Origin of the sequence: Xanthomonas sp. fls2-241-TYG-148 (genome assembly GCF_030208815.1) — a bacterium.
GTDB classification, from domain to species: domain Bacteria; phylum Pseudomonadota; class Gammaproteobacteria; order Xanthomonadales; family Xanthomonadaceae; genus Xanthomonas; species Xanthomonas campestris.
Window position 1 is genome coordinate 117,660 of sequence record NZ_JARVTE010000009.1, and the last position, 16,071, is coordinate 133,730.

A 16,071-nucleotide genomic window follows, 5' to 3' on the forward strand; every position below is an offset into this window, starting at 1 on the left:
GGCTGGTTACTCAGGCCGAGCACTGCGCTCTGAGCGGTGAACGCAACGCAGCGCGCAGTGGTCAGCTGGGCGTGGCCGGTGCCCGGAACCGGCGTGTACGCCCGGTACATGCCGGTTCCGGGCACCGGCCACACCGCCTGGCGGTGCGCGCCGTTCGGTTGCCAGCCGCTGTCAGAACTTCATGTGCAGGCTCCCCATGTAGCGGCGCCCGCTCCTGTAGCGGCCGGCGAGATGGTCGGTGTCGCCGAGATACTGCAGGTATTGCTCATCCAGCAGGTTCTGCGCGTCGATCTGCAGCGACCAGTTCGGGCTGAACGCATAGCCGATGCTTGCGCCGAGTTCGGCGTAGTCATCCACGCTTGCTGGCGCGGCGCCGGCCACGTAACCGCCGGCCAGATAGCTGTCGCGCCAGTTGTAGGTCAGCTGTGCGTTGAGCGGGCCTTTTTCATAGTACGGGCTGACTGCAACGCTGTTGCGCGACTGGTAGGGCAGGGCATCGCCGGTGTTGTTTTCGCCATTGGCGTAGGTGTAGTTGGCGGTCAAACCAAAGCCGCTGTCGCCGAATGGCTGCTGGAACGCGATGTTGAAGCCCTTGACCTTGCCATCGCCGGCGTTGCGTGGCCGCTGGATGCTGTAATCGCAATAACCATCTGCGCTGCAGCCGTTGCTGCCGAGCAACTGCGCCCAGCTCTGCGGCGCGGTATCGCGCAGCGCGTTGTACTGGCGCTCCACGCTGGCGCTGGTGTCGATGTAGTTGTCGATCTTCTTGTAGAACAGCGACCACGCCACCACCGACTGCTGCGCGAAGTAATACTCGGCCGACAGGTTGAAGTTCCAGGATTCGTACGGCGACAGCTCGGCATTGCCGCCGCTGCCGGTCAGCGTGGTGTCGTTGAGGAAGGTGTTGTTGACCATCTGGTTGTACGGTGCCCAGGCGATCACCTTGGCTGCGGCAAAGCGGAACACCCAATCGTCGGCCGCCTCGTAGGACAGCGTGAGCGAAGGCAGCAGGAAATCCTCCTTGCGCGTGCGGGTCTGCCACAGGCTGTCGGCGTTCTGCAGTGTGGGCGTTCCGCTGTAGACGAAGCCGCTGCCCTCGGTTTTCGAATCGACATAACGCAGCCCGAGATTGCCGCGCAGGCCGCCGCCGGAGAAGTTCAATTGCGCATAGGCGGCGTTGTTGGTCTGCTGCAGCGCCCAGGTGTTGTTGAGGTAGCTGGCCGGATCCGGCGCGCCATAGTCGACCGGGCTGTTGCGGATCCAGTTCAGTACGTTGTTGCGGCCTGCCTGCACATGCCGGCCGTGGTCCGGATAGAAATCCTGCAGATCGGTCAGCCCGATCGTGCCTACATCGGCCAGCGTGCCCGGCGTCACGCCGCCATAGACGTTGAGCTCGAAGCGCTCCTCATGCTTGCCATGGCGCACGCCCAGCAGCAGTTGGTTGAACACGCTGTCGAACTGCAGATTCAGATCGAGTTGGCCGTAGGTGTCCTTGCTTTCGGTGGAAAAGATGCCGTTATTGCCGAACCAGCCGCCGGCCGAGCCCCAGTTGGCCGGATCGCGCGCGCGCGCCGGATCGTCGAAACGGATGCCGCGCCGCGTGTCCCAGCTGAAGCCGCCGTTGTAGAACGGCTCGATGAAATACTGCGACAGGTCCTTGTTCTCGGATCTGCTTTGGCCCACCTGCCCATTCAACCCCCAGCCATCGCCGCGGAATGCGCCGCGCAGGTCCAGGCCCTTGGTGGTGACTTCCGATTCGCGCACGTTGTTGTCGTAGATCACGGTGCCGCCGAGCGGGTCGGCATTGGCACCGGAATGCCCGCTGGTCACCACGCCATTGCGCAGGCCGCCGAGTTGGTCCACCGCCGCCACCGTGCCGGCATTCCAGGTCAAAAAGCTGTACATCGACTGGTTGTAGTTGTCGAAGTTCTCGTTGATGTACAGGCCGCTGAGGTTGAATTCCAGCGCCTGGCTGGGCTTGAGCTGCAGATTGACCACGGCGCTGTCGCGCTCGCGATCCTGCTGGAACCAGGCCGCGTTGATCGAGTTGGGCACGTCCGCATCGGCGGGCACGCCGCCTGCGGCATTGGCGAAGGTGCTGGCCGGCGCGTAGCCGAACACTTCCATGCCGCGACGATCGACGCGTTCTTCGTAATGCTGCGCCGACACCGCAATGCCGAAGGTGTCGGCCGCGTTCTTCCAGCTATACAGCAGCGCCGCGTTCGGTTTGCCCTCGCTTGCCTGGGCGCTGTAGCTGTAGCCGATGGAGGCGGCCACCTCGTTGACGTCCAGGTCCAGCGGTTGCCGGGTGTGCATCAACACGGTGCCGCCCAGGCTGCCTTCGGTCAGGCGCGCTTCGGAGGATTTGAGGATTTCCGCGCGGCCCAGGATCTGCGGCGCCAGCAAGGTGTAGTCGAAACCGCGGCTGGGTTGCTCGCCGTAGAGCCAGATCGCCTGCGCCACCGGGTGGCCGTCCAGGAAGGACAGATTGAGGCTGGGGTCGGTGCCGTCGATGCTGACCCGCTCGCCCTGGCCAAAGCGCCGGTCCAGGGTGACGCCGGGAATCTGCGACAGCGCCTCGGCCACGTTGGTGCTTGGAAACTTGCCGATGTCTTCGGCGGTGATCGCTTCGGAAATGCCGGCGTTGTTGCGTTTGGTGTCGAGCGATTTTTCCAGGCTGGCACGGATGCCGACCACCTGCACGGCATCCAGTTCGGTGGCCTGTGGGTCGGCCGTCTGCTGTGCCTGGGCGGCGAACACCAGCGACATGCCAATGGCGCTGGACAGCAGCGAAGTGCGGTATCTCATGATGTCTCTCCTCATCACGCAACAGGGATGGACGGCGGGCCTGCGCTCGCCGGATGCACGGGGGTACACGCCGCTCGCGGTCGGGAGACGCGAGTGGTGGAGCGCTTACGACACCTCGGAGTGGTGTTGCAGATACCAGCTGGCCGCGCCGAGCACGCCGAGTTGCCCATGTTCGACCAACTTGACCGGAATGCGCTCCAGCACCGGGCGCATGCGGCCCTTGGCGAGGAAGCGTTCGCGGAAATCACTCGCAGCCAGAAACTGGCCGATGCTCGGCAGGATGCCGCCGGCCAGATACACGCCGCCGGAGGCGCCATACGCTAGCGCCATGTCGCCGACCGCGCTGCCGAGCAGCGCGCAGAACAGCTCCAGGCACCGCCGCGCCAGTGCATCGTCGCTGTGGAGCGCGGCGTGGGTGATGTCGGCGGGCAACGGGTGGATGGGCGTGGCCGCGTGCAGTTCGCACAGCGCCAGATACAGGTTGCGCAACCCGGGGCCGGAGAGTACATGCTCGATCGGCAGATACGATGCGTCGCGCGCCAGGATGCGTAGCACCTGCGCGGTGTCGGGGTCATTGCTGGCCAGTGCGACCTGGCCGGCTTCGGTGGCGAGCACGGTCGGCTGGCGCGGGCCGTTGATCCACACCGCGGCGCCTAGCCCGGTGCCCGGGCCGACCACCAGGATCGGGCCACCGGGCTGCGCATGCCGCGGCGTGGGGCCGCTCAGTTGCACCACCGCACGCTGTTCCATCTGCGGCGCGGCATAGGCCACCGCTTCGAAGTCGTTGACCAGATGCACCGCACGCACGCCGAGCGTGTCGCGCAACTGACGCGGCGCGATGGTCCAGGGCAGGTTGTTGCTGATGAAGCGGCCGTCGTCCAGCGCGACACCGGCGCTGGCGATCACCACTGCATCGACGGCGCGGCTGTCGCGCAGGAAATCAGCCAGGATCGCGTCCAGGCTGGCATGGTCGGCGCAGCGGTAGGTGCGGTACTGCGAGAGCTCGATCGGCGCACCCGCGCCATGCGAGACCCGTCCGACACGCACATGCGTGCCGCCAACATCGGCAGCCAGAAACGTGGTGGGAGCGGGGACAACGGGCAGAGCAGAAGCGCAAGCAGAGTGCGAGGTCGCAGCCACGGTCAGTCCTCTGGGACGCCTGGATCGGCCGATGCCGTCAGCGCGTAGTGGCCTGTTTAGGAGCCGATGACAACGCTGTCAATGGTCCAGTCGGGTTGGATCGATCTTGTCGACAGGCTCAAGCGCAAAAACAGCTCCGTGATGAGCTTTGTGCGGAGTTCATTGCGCAAACTGTCGAAGCCATACCAATCGTTTGCAGGGATCTAACGGCCGTGCATGACATCGTTGTGCCTGCGGTGTGGCACCCACGGCTGGGGTCTATCGCGACGGTCGAAGGCGGCCATGAGGGACGCCCAGGCCAAATTCCTGTCCTGCTCCAGCGACCAAGTCCTGCCGGCGTGCTCAGGTGGCGGGCGGCGGCGCGACCGCAGGCAAGGTCCGGCAGGCGGCGTTGTCCGAGGGCGGCGCCTGGGTCGGGTAGTCCTGCTTGCCGAGTACATAGGTCTGGCTGGTGGCGACAAAGCCGTCTGCGTAGGTGGCTTCCACGAAATAGGCGCGCCAGCCGGCCTCAGGAACCTGCACAGGAACCGTCACCGCACCGCGCTTCCAACTCACCGCCGTGGCGGTGTAACGGATGCCACAGGCAAAGCGGAAGTCACGCGCCTGCGGATTACTCGCGCTCCATACCTTCACCTGTACCGGGCGCTCGCTGGAACGCACCCGGATGGCAGGCGTTGCGCCGCCACGCAGGCTGCCGCGCAGGTCCGGCAGCGGGCGCTGCTGCTGCAGCCGGTTGACGAACGGCACCAGCGTATCCACCACCGATGCGCGGATGCCACCGTGCGATGCATTGGGCACCACGCGCAGCGCTTTGGCGCCGGGCAGTGCGTCGTAGAAGAACTGCGTGTTGTCTGGCACGAAGAAGTCATCGCCACTGGCAGTGACGATGTACTTGGGCACGGACAGCCGCTTGCGGTAGCGCGTGTGCAGGTACTGCAGGGGGTCCTGGATCTGGACCAGCTGCGCAAACGCAGGCGTGGTGAGCTGGGTGGTAATGCCTTCCTTGGCGTAGGCGTTGAACGCCACCGGCCAGTTCCCGCCATAGACCTTGGCCATGTGCGTGAGCACGGCCGGCATGTTCAGGATGTCGATCACGAAGGGCACCACGGCCTCCACGCGCTGGTCGGCGATGGCCGCATGCCAGCTGGCCCAGCCGCGCTTGGACGCGCCGGCCAGGATGAAACGGTGAATCCGCAGCGGCGCCAGTTCGCGTTCGGCCAGGCTCATTGTGCGCGCGATCGCCGCGGCCATCGGAACATGCAGCGGCAAGGTCTTGCGCTGCGCCGGCGCTTTCATAAACAGCGACCAGGTGTGCGCAACGCTGTCGTCTTCGCGGCGTGCGGTGCCGTCATCGCGATACGTCAGCGCCTGGCTGGGGAGGTCGCTCAGCACGATCACAACGGTGCGCGTGCGCTGCGCCAGGGCCGCGATCGCCTCGGCGGTCAGTTCACTGGATGGCTGCGCCGGGCCACCATCGACGGCTTGGCGCGTGCCATTGCTGGAGATCAGCAGCGCACGCGTGGGCAGGGCATCGGGCGGCACGTAGAGCGTGACGTCGTGCTGCCAGCTGGCCGGCTGGACCAGGTCTTCCGGTGACCAGTCCTGCGAGGTCAGCAGATAGTCGCGGCGTTCGACTCCGGCCACGCTGCTGGTGGCAGTACGCCGGTAGCTCAGCGGCTGCGCCTCTACCGCATCGTGGTAACACACCAACGCCTCGCCGAACGCCACGGCGGGATCGGTGGCGCAGCGCTGCGTTGCGGGCGATGCACAGGCCGACCCTGCAGCGAACAGGGCGAGGAGTAGAACGCTGCGACGAGCGAAGGACGTCATTGCATATCTCCAGACGCAGGATGCGGAGCTAGCGGGTCTGCAGTGAGCAGGCGCGCCAGCATGTCACAGCGCTGATCGGCGATGGCCGGCCCTGCGAACCCATTGCAGCAAAAACGCATCTGCGGTGTGCATGAGTTTCAGACCAGGGCGTGTGCGGCGCGCCAGCAGGCGACGCCGCTGTGCGCGCGGGCTTGGGAACGGTGTGCTCCCGCCGGGTGATCGGTACTGAATCGCCGCCGCCGGCACCCATCTCGCAAATGCTTACTTGACCCGGCGCACCTTGGCCTGGGTGTTGTAGCCCTCGATCTGCATGTACCACACGCCGATCAGGCCGGGCTTGATCTTGGTCTTGGGCGAATTCTTGCGCACGCCGGGCAAGGTCACGCTGTCGGTCTGCTCCCACTCCTGCCCATTGGCGAGGGTGTAGGTGCGGCCCTTGGAGAAGCCCCTGAATTCACCGACCACGGTGCTTTCAATTGGGTCCTTGATGCCGAAATCGGAGAAGCCGCGATTTTTCACGATCACTTCCTGGCGGCCGGCTTCCTTGGCCTGCTCCACCACCACCGCCGCTTCCTTGGCTACCTTGCCCTGCAGCCAGTCGTTGAGCGCGGCGAGTTCGCGGGCATCGAGCTTGTCCAGGCCGGCGGCCTTGAACTGTTCAGCGCTCATCTGCGACTGCAGGTCGCCCTGCACGGCGCGCTGCGCCAGGACTGGCGTGGCGTGTAAGGCGAGGGTCAGGCAAACCAGGAGGGGAACGCGGCGCGCGAACGACATGGAGGCAACCCGGAGAGAGAGAGGCCGCTAGTGTAGACGCTCGGCCGCGTGCCGCCAGCGGCTCATTCGGTGTCGCTCATTGCGGCCTCGGCGGCGACGGCGGCAGGACGCTCCGGCCGGCGATAGATGAAGTCCGGTGCCGGCGATGCGGCCTCACGTTCGGCGGTGGCGCGGATCCCGGCATGGGCCGGGGAGCGTTCGCAGACCGGGTCCAGGGTGGCGGCATCGCCGGCCAGGGCCAGTGCTTGGCAGCGGCAACCGCCCCAGTCGATCTCCCGCTTCGGGCAACCCTGGCAGACCTCGGGCATCCACGCGGTGCCGCGAAACCGCGCAAACGCCTCGCCGTGATTCCAGATATCGGCCAGCGAGCGATCGCGCAGGTTGTCGAACTGCAGGCCGTCGATGGTTTCGGCCGCATGGCACGGCAGCACGTCGCCACGCGGTGAGATATTGACGAAGCGCTGCGCCCAGCCGCCCATGCAGGGCTTGGGCTGGCGTGCGTAGTAATCGGGGGTGACGAAGTCGATGGCCAGCTGGTCGCCAAGGCTGCGCCGCGCGGTCTCCACCGCCACGATGGTCGCGGCCAGCTGCTCGCGGCTCGGCATCAAGGCGGCACGGTTGCGCAGGCCCCAGCCATAGTACTGCGTATGCGCCACTTCAATGCGCTCGGCACCCCATTCCAGCGCCAGCGCGATCATGCCGGGCACGCGCTCGGCGTTGTGCCGGTGGATCACCGCGTTGAGCGTCAGCGGCAGGCCGCGCGCGCGCACCGCGGCGGCGAAGGCACGTTTCTTGGACAGGCTGTTGCGGTAGCCGGCAATGTGGTCAGCGCCGGCCGGGTCCACGTCCTGCACGCTGAGCTGCACATGTTCCAGGCCGGCGGCCTGCAATTGGTCGAGCATCGGCTCGCCGCCGGCCACGCCGGAGGTGATCAGGTTGCTGTACAGGCCCAGCGCGCGTGCATGCGTCACCAGTTCGGGCAGGTCCTTGCGCAGCATCGGCTCGCCGCCGGAAAAGTGCGCCTGCAGCACGCCCATCTCGGCAGCCTGTTCCAGCAGCGAGCGCCAGCCGGCGGTGTCCATTTCCTCGCGCAAGGCCGCCAGCGCGATGGGATTGGAGCAATACGGGCAGGCGAGCGGGCAGCGATGCGTCAGCTCCAGCAGTACCGACAGCGGTGGCGGCACAGTGCTCATAACCGCAGCAAGCGCTTCTGGTGCAAGGTGGTGGTGAGTTCGATCACGTCGGTCTCGATCTCGCTCGCATCGGCATCGAATTCGGCGGCCAGCGTCTGCGCGATCTGCGCCAGCGACTGCGACCCGTCGTAGCGCTGGGCCACCACCAGTGCGATGTCATCCAGCTCCACCACGCGTTCCGGCGCCAGCAATACCCACTGGCCGCGCGCGCGGTCGTGCTGCAGGCGCACGCCGGCACGCAGCGCAGGGCAGCTGTCGCGGCTGATGGTGCTCACGCGGCGGCCCGGTTGCTGTTGCGCTCCGGCACGAACGCATCCGGCCAGACAATGCCGGGGCTGACGTAGGCCACGTGCAATGCGTCGAGTTGTGCCCACAGTACCGAGCATTTGAAATGCAGCGCGGCTTTCACCAGCTGCTGTTTTTCGATGGTGTCGGCGTGTTGCTTGACGTAGTCCAGCGCGAAATCCGAATCGCGCGGCGCTTCGGTCAGGCGGTGCTCGAAATACGCCAGTGCTTCTGGCGAGACAAAGTCGTAGTGCTGCAGCATGCCGGCCACGCGCTGGCCGATGATGTTGGGCGCAAACAATTCGGTGAGCGAAGAGGCGATCGCTTCCAGCAGGCTCTTTTCGCGCACGAAATGCAGATAGGCCTGTACTGCGAAGCGCGTGCCCGGCAGCAGGGCACGGCCCGATTCGACCAACTCGCGTGGCAGGCCCAGCGCGTCGGTGAGGTGCAGCCAACGCGCGATGCCGCCATCGCTGGGGCTGTTGCCATCGTGGTCGAGAATGCGCTGGCGCCAGATGCGGCGCAATGCGGGGTCTTCCATCCGCGCCAGGATCGCCGCGTCTTTCAGCGGAATGCAGCGCTGGTATTCAAAACGGTTCAACGCCCAGGCCTGCACCTGGCCGCGATCGAGCTTGCCGTGGTGCAGCAGTGCATGGAAAGGATGCTGGTCGTGATACAGGCGCGCGCCGATCGCGCGCAGATCCGCTTCCAGCTGGTCGGGCGAGAGCAGGGCAGTCACAGGGAAATCTCCAGACCGTCGTGCGCCACATCCCAGCCGGCCGCGCGTACGGCGGCGTGCTCCGGCGAGTGCGCGTCGAGGACGGGGTTGGTGGTGTTGATGTGGATAAAGACCTTGCGCGCCACCTGCAACGGCGCGAACGCGGCCAGGGTGCCGTCGGCGCCGTCGATGCTCATGTGGCCCATGCGCTGGCCGGTTTTCTGGCTCACGCCCAGCTGCACCATTTCATCGTCGCGCCACAGCGTGCCGTCGAAGAACACCAGCTCGGCGCCATGCAGGCGCGCGCGCAGGTCATCGGTCATGGCCGCGCAGCCGGGAATGTAGTGCACGCGGTGATGGCCGTCGTCGATGGTCAGCCCAAGCGTCTCTTCGTTGGAGCCGGCCAGGTCGCCGCCGCTGTGCGATTCCATGAACAACGGCACCTTGCCGGGAACCGAGAACGGCGTCAGCTGCAGGTCGCACAGGGTCAGCGGGGTATTCAACGCGAACGGATGCCGGTCCACGGACTGTGGATTGAGCGCATCGAAGATCGGGTTCTGCGCAAGCAGGTCAAGCACGCGGCTGCTGGCATGCAACGAAAAGCGTTGGCTTTCGCGCATCGAGAGCAGGCCGGCAATATGGTCGATCTCACCACTGGTCAGTAGCACCGATTCGATCGGTGAATGCCGCAGGCCGTGTTGTGGCCAAAGCGCGGGCGTGGCGAGAATCTGTTGGCGAAAATCGGGAGAGGCGTTGATCAGGACCCAGCGCTGGCCGTCGGCACTGACGGCGATACTGGCCTGGGTACGACGTTGGGCACCGTCCGCTTGCTGCCATGCCCGCTGGCTCGCGGGTGTGTGGCAATTCCACTGCGGGTGCCCACCGCCGGCCGCCGATCCCAAAACGATGATGCGCATGGAGAACTGTTACCTGTCTGCCGGCAACAGCCGGTCATGCATCGAAAGGAGGGCGGCAGGGTCGCTCAGAACTCGCCGGAAACGTAGCAGTTGATCTCGGCGCCACAATTGACTTCACGTACAACAGGCTTCTTCCAGGTCTTCATCGGCTACCTCGCAGTTGGTTGGAGTAACGCCGGCGCAGATTGCGCCGCGACGACGTGCAGGGAGCATAGGCACGCGGTTTGGGCCAGTTGTAAAGAGCATGTAAAAAGCTTGGGCCACGTCGCGCTTTGCACGGGCTTGGCGCCGCGATAGGTTGCCAATCAAGGCGTTGCCGGGTGAACCGTGCGTAAGCGCAGCAGGTACGCATGGGCGTGCGGGCGCAGGAAACACGCGTTGTGGAGATGGTGACGCGCACGTTACCGTAGCTGTCAGCCCCCCTGTCCCTGCCGCCTTCGTGTCCACCGTTGTGACCAGCTCCGCCCCCGACCGCCTGCATGCCGTGTTGCAGCGTCCCGCCCTCGCATCGATCGCGCCCGCCTTGCGCGATGCGTTGGCCCAGGCCTGGGCTGCGTCCGAAATGGCGCAGGCAGACAGCGTGCCGTGGGCCTTGCTCACCGATACGCTGGACGCCCTGGCGCACCTGGCGGCCGACGAAGCGACCCTGGTGGCCGCGTTGTTGTTCGATATTCCGGCGCTACGCCCAGGTGTCGCCACGCTGCCATGGCAGCCGGCGGAACGGCGCGGCGTGGTGGAAGGGCTGCTGGATGGTCTGGATGCCGCCGACCAGGTCTGGGCGCTGCATGCCGGGCGTGAGGCGGGGCGTAACAGTGAAGGCCTGCGCCGCCTGCTGTTGTCCATCATCCACGACCTGCGCGTGGTGCCGATCCTGCTGGCCCGCCAGCTGGCGCGCATGCGCGTGGCCGACCGGCAGAGTGAGGAAGAACGCCGCGCGCTGGCCCAGCTCACCCGCGACATCCACGCACCGTTGGCCAACCGGCTGGGCATCTGGCAGGTCAAGTGGGAGCTGGAGGATCTGGCGTTCCGGCACCTGGAACCGGATACCTACCGGCGCATCGCCCGCGATGTGGACGAAACCCGGGTGGCGCGCGAGCGCTACATCGAGGCGGTCAAGCGCACGCTGTCGGCGGGGCTGGCACAGCAGGGCCTGCGCGCGGATGTCAGCGGGCGGCCGAAGCACATCTACAGCATCTGGCGGAAGATGCAGAAAAAGCGGCTTTCCTTCGACCAGCTCTACGACGTGCGCGCGGTGCGGGTGATGGTGGACGACGTGGCCGCCTGTTATGCCGCGCTGGGTGCGGTGCACGCGCTATGGGCACCGGTGCCGAGCGAATTCGACGACTACATTGCCCGGCCCAAGGCCAACGATTACCGCTCGCTGCATACCGCGGTGGTGGGCCCGGAGGGGCGCACCATCGAGATCCAGATCCGCACCCACGAGATGCACGCCCAGGCCGAACTCGGCGTGGCTGCGCACTGGAAGTACAAGGAAGGCGGCAAGGGCGCGGAAAAGGCGTTCGATCGCAAGATCCTGTGGATGCGGCAGTTGCTGGAGCAGGTGCAGGATGGCGAGCACGGCGAACTGGCTGGCGCGCTGGATGCGGAGCTGATCGAAGACCGCGTCTATGCGCTCACGCCCAAGGGCGAGGTGATCGACCTGCCGCAAGGCGCCACGCCGCTGGATTTTGCGTATCACGTGCACACCATGGTGGGGCACCGCTGCCGCGGCGCGCGCGTGAACAACCGCATCGTGCCGCTGACCTACCGGCTACGCAGCGGCGATCGCGTGGAAATCATGACCGCCAAGGAAGCCGACCCGCGCCGCGATTGGCTGCTGGCCTCCAACGGATTCCTGGCCAGCGGGCGCTCGCGCGACAAGGTACGCGCCTGGTTTCACAAGCTCGACCGCGCCCGCAATGTGCAGGCTGGCAAGGACGTGCTCGATCGCGAGCTCAAGCGCTTGGGGCTGCAGCATGCCGATCTGAGCGTGGCCACGCGCAAGTTCCACGCCGACAGCATCGACGACCTGTACATCCAGGTGGCGCTGGGCGATACCGGGCCCAACCAGGTCAGCCGCGCGCTGCTGGAAGCCGAGCGTGCGGCCTCGCAGCCGGCCGTCCCGGCGCCGCCGCGCCCGACCGCGCGCCGCGACGGGCTGGGCAAATCCAAATTCACTGTGCAGGGCGTGGGCAACCTGTTGGTGCAGCTGGCGCGCTGCTGCCACCCGGTGGCGGGCGAGCCGATTGCCGGGTATCTCACGCGCGGCCGCGGCATCAGCGTGCACCGGGCCGACTGCGTGGCGCTGTCGCGTCTGGCTGCCGCGCACCCGCAGCGGGTGCTGCCGGTGGAGTGGGGCCAGGCCGGGAGCGGTTACGAGGTGGACGTGCAGGTGCGGGCGGTGGACCGGCGCTGGCTGCTCAAGGACATCACCAACCTGATCGCGCAGGAAGACGCGCATGTGCTGGAAATCAACAGCGACAACGTGCGCGACAGTGGCCGCGCGCAACTGCGGCTGCGCCTGAAAGTAAGCGATTACGAGCAGCTCTCCGCATTGCTGGGCAAGCTGGACGCCTTGCCCGGGGTGAACGAGGTGCGCCGGCTGGGCTGAGCGCACGCAGTCTTCGCAGCCGGGGCGGCTACCATGGCGCGGTGAACGCGTCCCCGTCAGGTCGCGCCAAGGACGGACGCCACCGCATGTTCCCGCTTCCGCGCTGGGCCAGATCGCCGCGCCTCTGGGCGCCGCTGCGCAGCCGTGCGCTGTGGCGCGTGGTGCTGGTGCTCGCCGCGTGCCTGTTGCTGAGTGTCATCGTGTTCCGGCGCCCGCTGGCCGATCTGCTGTGGCCGGACAGCCGCATCCAGCAACTCCTGCAGCGCGGCGACGCGGCGCTGGCACGTGGTCAATTGAGTGCTGCCGATGGCAGCGGGGCGCGCGAATTCTTTGCCGCGGCACTGGCACTGGACGGCGACCGTAGCGAAGCGCGGCAGGGCCTGGCCCGCACCGGTGCGGCCGCGGTGGAGCAGGCGCGTGCGGCACTGGCTGCGGGCGATGTGCCGGCGGCCCAGCGCGGGGTTGCGTTGGCTCGCGCGCTGGAAGTGCCGCAGGCGCAGATTGCGCCGGTCGAGCTGCGCCTGCGGCAACTGCAGGCGCGCCGGGCCGGCCTGGATGCGCTGGTGGCCCAGGCCGTCGCCGCGCAACAGCAGGGCCGCCTGGATGGCACGCCCGACAGTGCACTGCCGTTGTATCAGCGCGTGCTCTCCCTGGCCCCGGACCGCACCGATGCCCTGGAAGGCCGCGAAGATGCGCTGACCGACCTGCTGGCACATGCCCGCCACGCGCTGGCCCGCGATGCACTCGCTGAGGCGGCCGCCTTGCTGGCCGCGGCCAAGCGCTACGACGCCGGGCATGCCGATGTTCCTTCGACCGAGGGCCAGTACCACCGGCTGCTGGATCAGCGCCGGCAGCGCGCCGATACGCTGTTGCGGCGCGGCCGGCTGGCGCCTGCGGTGCGCGACTTCACTGCCGTGCTGGCTGCCGAGCCGGGCGATGCGCAGGCGCAACGCGGCGTGGAGCGGGTTGCCGCCGAATATGCCGCGCAGGCCACCCGGCAGGCCGCGGATTTTCAGTTCGATGCGGCCACACAGTCGCTGCAGCAGGCGCGCGCTCTGGTTCCCTCTGGCCCATCCATCGCCGCGGCCGAGCAGGCGATTGCGCGCGCGCGCGATGCGCAGCGCGGGCCGGAATCCGGGTTGTCGCGGGGGGCGCGCGAACGCCGCCTGCGCAGCCTGCTGCAACGCGTCGCCGCAGCCGAAGCGCAACAGCAATGGATGACGCCGCCTGGCGCCAGCGCCTACGACGCCGTGCGCGCCGCACAAGCGCTGGCACCCCGCGACCCGCGCGTGCTGCAGGCCGCCGCACGCGTGGCGCCGGCCAGCCAGCGCTGTTTCGAGGACGAGTTACGCAACAACCGGCTACGCGCCGCGCGCGGCTGTCTGGATGCCTGGCAGGCCCTGATGCCCACCGGCGACGCTCTGGCGAGCGCGCGCCGGCGTCTGGCGCAGCGCTGGGTGGCGGTGGGCAGCGAGCGGCTGGGCCAGGAAGACGCGGCCTTTGCGCGCCGCGCGCAGAACGAGGCCCGTCAGTTGGATCCCTCGTTGCCAGAGTTGGCGGACTTCAGCCGGCGCGTCAAAGCGGTGAGTGAAGAGCGCTGAGCGCATGATGGGTTGAGGCGTTGCCTGTGGACGCGGATGCGGTGCACCAACCGGCGCATGCACGCCCCTTTGCCTCACTTCGCTATAAACAAGTTCCGCACCGTCGCGCGTGCCGCATCCAGCGAAAAATGCTGCGCAACGTTGCGCAGGCCGTTGTCGGCCAGGCGTTGCCAGAGCTCGGCGTCCTGATACAGGCGCACGATGGCGGCGGCGAACGCATCTGCCTCATCGGCCACACACACATCCTCGCCGTCGTGCAGGTGCATGCCTTCCACCGCGCAGGTGGTGCCTACGACCGGCTGGCCGTGCGCCATGCTCAGGTTGATCTTGCCCTTGACGCCGGCACCGAAGCGCAGCGGTGCCACTGCAATACGCAGCGTGTCCATGTACGGCACCAGATCCGGCACGTGCCCATGCAGCTGCACGCCTGGCGTTTCATCGGCCAGTAACTGCAGCGCGGCGGGCACGTCGGCGCCGATGCAATGGAACACCACGTCCGGCAACTGCGCACGCACCAGCGGAAAAATCGCACTGATGAACCACTGCACCGCATCCACGTTCGGTGGATGCCGGAAGCCGCCGACAAACACCAGATCGCGCCGCTGCGCGAACGGCTGGCCGCTGCCGGCAACCTCGTGCAAATTGGAGAGCAGGGCGGTGCGGATCTGCGGTGCATCCGCGTGCAGCTGCGCCTGCTCGGCCGCCGACACCAGCACCGTCACGTCGGTGGCCGCCATGATCTCCAGCTCGCGCAGGCGCGTGCGTTCGGCGCTGCGCAGCAGGTTGGCGTCGCCGGCAAGCTCGGCGCCACGGCGCTCGCGCAGATAGTGCAGATCCACCGTATCGAACAAGGTGCGTGCCTGCGGCGCGTAACGCCTGACTAGCGGCAGGCAGGCATGGGCGACGTGGTGGCGCACCAGCAGCACCGCGCTGAAACGTGGGCCGTGCGTGCGCAGCCAGGTGCCGATGCCGTCCAGGAACGGCGCATACCAGACTTCCACGCCGAGTTGCTGCAAGGCCTGCGTGTGGCGGCCGGCATGCTCGCGACGGGTGGGCACGAACACCACGTGTGCGCCTTCGGCGCACAACAGGCGGATCAGGTTGAACTGCCGCAACGAACCGGAGTCACGGTCCGGCTGCGGCACGCATTCGTCCAGGATGAGTACCTGGCGTTGGTGGCGGTGGACGAGCGCTGGCACCAGGGCGCAGGGCAGCGCGACTTGTGCGCTTAATGCCCGCTTCCATTTGGCTACAAATGACGCGCGATGCGCGTCGTGCTGGGTATTGCGATCTTGCTGCGTGAGCTGTGGGCGATGTGCGAGGTCATGCACCACCACGCTTGCCGGCTGCACCAGCACGCTGTGGCCTGCGGCACGTACCGCGAAGGCCAGGTCGGTGTCTTCGTAATACGCCGGCATGTAGCGCCGATCCAGCCCACCCAAGGTCTGCAGCAGCGCCCGCGGCAGCGCGATCGCCGCGCCGGAGCAATAGTCCATCTGCCGCACGTAGGCGTAGCGCGGATCCTCAGCGGACTCGAAGCGCCCGTAGCTCCAGGCGCTGCCATCGCCGAACACCACGCCGCCGGATTCCTGCAGGCGCCCGTCCGGATACACCAGCTGTGCGCCTACCAGGCCGGCGGATGGATGCGCGGTAAAGGTGCCGATCAACCGGTCCAGCCAGCCCGGCTGCGGCACGGTGTCGTTGTTGAGCAGCACCACGTAGTCGCCGCGTGCCAGCCCAATGCCGTCGTTGCAGGCAGCGATGAAGCCGCCGTTGCGTGCGCGCTGGTGGTAGTGCAGGCCCTGCACGTGCGGCAGATCGATGGCGGTGGCGTCGCTGCTGCCGTCGTCCACCACCACGATCTCGATGCCCAGCGCCGGTGGATGCGCGGCCAGTGCACGCAGGCAGGCGAGTGTGTGTGCGATCTGGTTGTACACCGGGATCACCACCGTCACCTGCGGCGTGGCGCTGTGCGGCACCGCAAATGCCGCAACTGGCGCAGCCTCGGGCAACCACAGCGGCGTGCCGAGCGCGACCGGCGGCGCCTGCGTGTGCACGCGGATGCGCTGCCAGGTGGCGCGCCATCCGCGGGTTCGCATGCTGGCGACGCTGCGGTGGATCAGGCCAAGCACGCGATTGAACAGATAGCGCGCATCGGCCAAGGACATCGACATTCCGTTGGAACTCCAGCTTA

The 16,071-nt window shown here is 67.2% G+C and carries 12 protein-coding genes and 1 other RNA gene; 2 read left to right on the forward strand and 11 right to left on the reverse strand.

The window, feature by feature from the left end:
- Window positions 1–35 precede the first annotated feature (35 nt).
- The 10 genes from QRM60_RS11270 to pqqA form a co-directional block, all read right to left on the reverse strand.
- Window positions 36–110: non-coding RNA, sX9 sRNA (locus tag QRM60_RS11270), on the reverse strand.
- 61 nt (window positions 111–171) lie between these two features.
- The gene (locus QRM60_RS11275; protein WP_285446228.1) at window positions 172–2,808 is read right to left on the reverse strand and encodes a TonB-dependent receptor; all 2,637 of its coding nucleotides are present in this window, start codon (window positions 2,806–2,808) and stop codon (window positions 172–174) included.
- Between the two features lie 105 nt (window positions 2,809–2,913).
- Window positions 2,914–3,948: a glucokinase family protein gene (locus QRM60_RS11280; RefSeq protein ID WP_285446229.1), complete on the reverse strand. Its 1,035-nt coding sequence runs from the start codon at window positions 3,946–3,948 to the stop codon at window positions 2,914–2,916.
- A gap of 342 nt (window positions 3,949–4,290) precedes the next feature.
- Window positions 4,291–5,778: a PhoPQ-activated protein PqaA family protein gene (locus tag QRM60_RS11285; RefSeq protein WP_115556545.1), complete on the reverse strand. Its 1,488-nt coding sequence runs from the start codon at window positions 5,776–5,778 to the stop codon at window positions 4,291–4,293.
- A 261-nt stretch (window positions 5,779–6,039) separates the two neighbouring features.
- Window positions 6,040–6,552, reverse strand: a complete 513-nt coding sequence (locus QRM60_RS11290) for a hypothetical protein (RefSeq protein ID WP_115530906.1) — start codon at window positions 6,550–6,552, stop codon at window positions 6,040–6,042.
- 62 nt (window positions 6,553–6,614) lie between these two features.
- Complete coding sequence (gene pqqE / locus QRM60_RS11295) at window positions 6,615–7,745, reverse strand: pyrroloquinoline quinone biosynthesis protein PqqE (RefSeq protein WP_115530905.1); 1,131 nt, start codon at window positions 7,743–7,745, stop codon at window positions 6,615–6,617.
- The gene (gene pqqD, locus QRM60_RS11300) at window positions 7,742–8,020 is read right to left on the reverse strand and encodes a pyrroloquinoline quinone biosynthesis peptide chaperone PqqD (RefSeq protein ID WP_115530904.1); all 279 of its coding nucleotides are present in this window, start codon (window positions 8,018–8,020) and stop codon (window positions 7,742–7,744) included. Before pqqD ends, pqqE begins: the two co-directional genes overlap by 4 nt.
- On the reverse strand, window positions 8,017–8,769 hold the full coding sequence (gene pqqC, locus QRM60_RS11305; RefSeq protein WP_115530903.1) for a pyrroloquinoline-quinone synthase PqqC: 753 nt from the start codon (window positions 8,767–8,769) through the stop codon (window positions 8,017–8,019). Before pqqC ends, pqqD begins: the two co-directional genes overlap by 4 nt.
- Window positions 8,766–9,665 carry a pyrroloquinoline quinone biosynthesis protein PqqB gene (pqqB, locus tag QRM60_RS11310; RefSeq protein ID WP_115556544.1) on the reverse strand — a complete coding sequence of 300 codons (900 nt, stop codon included), beginning with the start codon at window positions 9,663–9,665 and terminating at the stop codon, window positions 8,766–8,768. Before pqqB ends, pqqC begins: the two co-directional genes overlap by 4 nt.
- 65 nt (window positions 9,666–9,730) lie before the next feature.
- Window positions 9,731–9,811 (reverse strand): pyrroloquinoline quinone precursor peptide PqqA, encoded by an 81-nt coding sequence (gene pqqA, locus QRM60_RS11315; protein ID WP_002812057.1) that lies wholly within the window; start codon window positions 9,809–9,811, stop codon window positions 9,731–9,733.
- A gap of 305 nt (window positions 9,812–10,116) precedes the next feature.
- On the opposite strand from pqqA, the gene QRM60_RS11320 reads away from it, so the two are divergent.
- Window positions 10,117–12,276 (forward strand): bifunctional (p)ppGpp synthetase/guanosine-3',5'-bis(diphosphate) 3'-pyrophosphohydrolase, encoded by a 2,160-nt coding sequence (locus QRM60_RS11320; protein ID WP_285446267.1) that lies wholly within the window; start codon window positions 10,117–10,119, stop codon window positions 12,274–12,276.
- An 86-nt stretch (window positions 12,277–12,362) separates the two neighbouring features.
- The gene (locus QRM60_RS11325; RefSeq protein WP_161962766.1) at window positions 12,363–13,877 is read left to right on the forward strand and encodes a hypothetical protein; all 1,515 of its coding nucleotides are present in this window, start codon (window positions 12,363–12,365) and stop codon (window positions 13,875–13,877) included.
- A gap of 74 nt (window positions 13,878–13,951) precedes the next feature.
- Here QRM60_RS11325 and QRM60_RS11330 read toward each other — a convergent pair whose 3' ends face one another.
- Complete coding sequence (locus QRM60_RS11330; protein ID WP_285446230.1) at window positions 13,952–16,051, reverse strand: glycosyltransferase; 2,100 nt, start codon at window positions 16,049–16,051, stop codon at window positions 13,952–13,954.
- Window positions 16,052–16,071: the final 20 nt, after the last annotated feature.

What these genes read in the sequence shown, in the direction of transcription:
- QRM60_RS11275 (WP_285446228.1), bottom strand. Translation starts at nt 2,808, where the DNA reads ATGAGATACCGCACTTCGCTGCTGTCCAGCGCCATTGGCATGTCGCTG.
- QRM60_RS11285 (WP_115556545.1), bottom strand. Translation starts at nt 5,778, where the DNA reads ATGACGTCCTTCGCTCGTCGCAGCGTTCTACTCCTCGCCCTGTTCGCT.
- QRM60_RS11290 (WP_115530906.1), bottom strand. Translation starts at nt 6,552, where the DNA reads ATGTCGTTCGCGCGCCGCGTTCCCCTCCTGGTTTGCCTGACCCTCGCC.
- pqqE (WP_115530905.1), bottom strand. Translation starts at nt 7,745, where the DNA reads ATGAGCACTGTGCCGCCACCGCTGTCGGTACTGCTGGAGCTGACGCAT.
- pqqB (WP_115556544.1), bottom strand. Translation starts at nt 9,665, where the DNA reads ATGCGCATCATCGTTTTGGGATCGGCGGCCGGCGGTGGGCACCCGCAG.
- pqqA (WP_002812057.1), bottom strand. Translation starts at nt 9,811, where the DNA reads ATGAAGACCTGGAAGAAGCCTGTTGTACGTGAAGTCAATTGTGGCGCC.
- QRM60_RS11325 (WP_161962766.1), top strand. Translation starts at nt 12,363, where the DNA reads ATGTTCCCGCTTCCGCGCTGGGCCAGATCGCCGCGCCTCTGGGCGCCG.
- QRM60_RS11330 (WP_285446230.1), bottom strand. Translation starts at nt 16,051, where the DNA reads ATGTCGATGTCCTTGGCCGATGCGCGCTATCTGTTCAATCGCGTGCTT.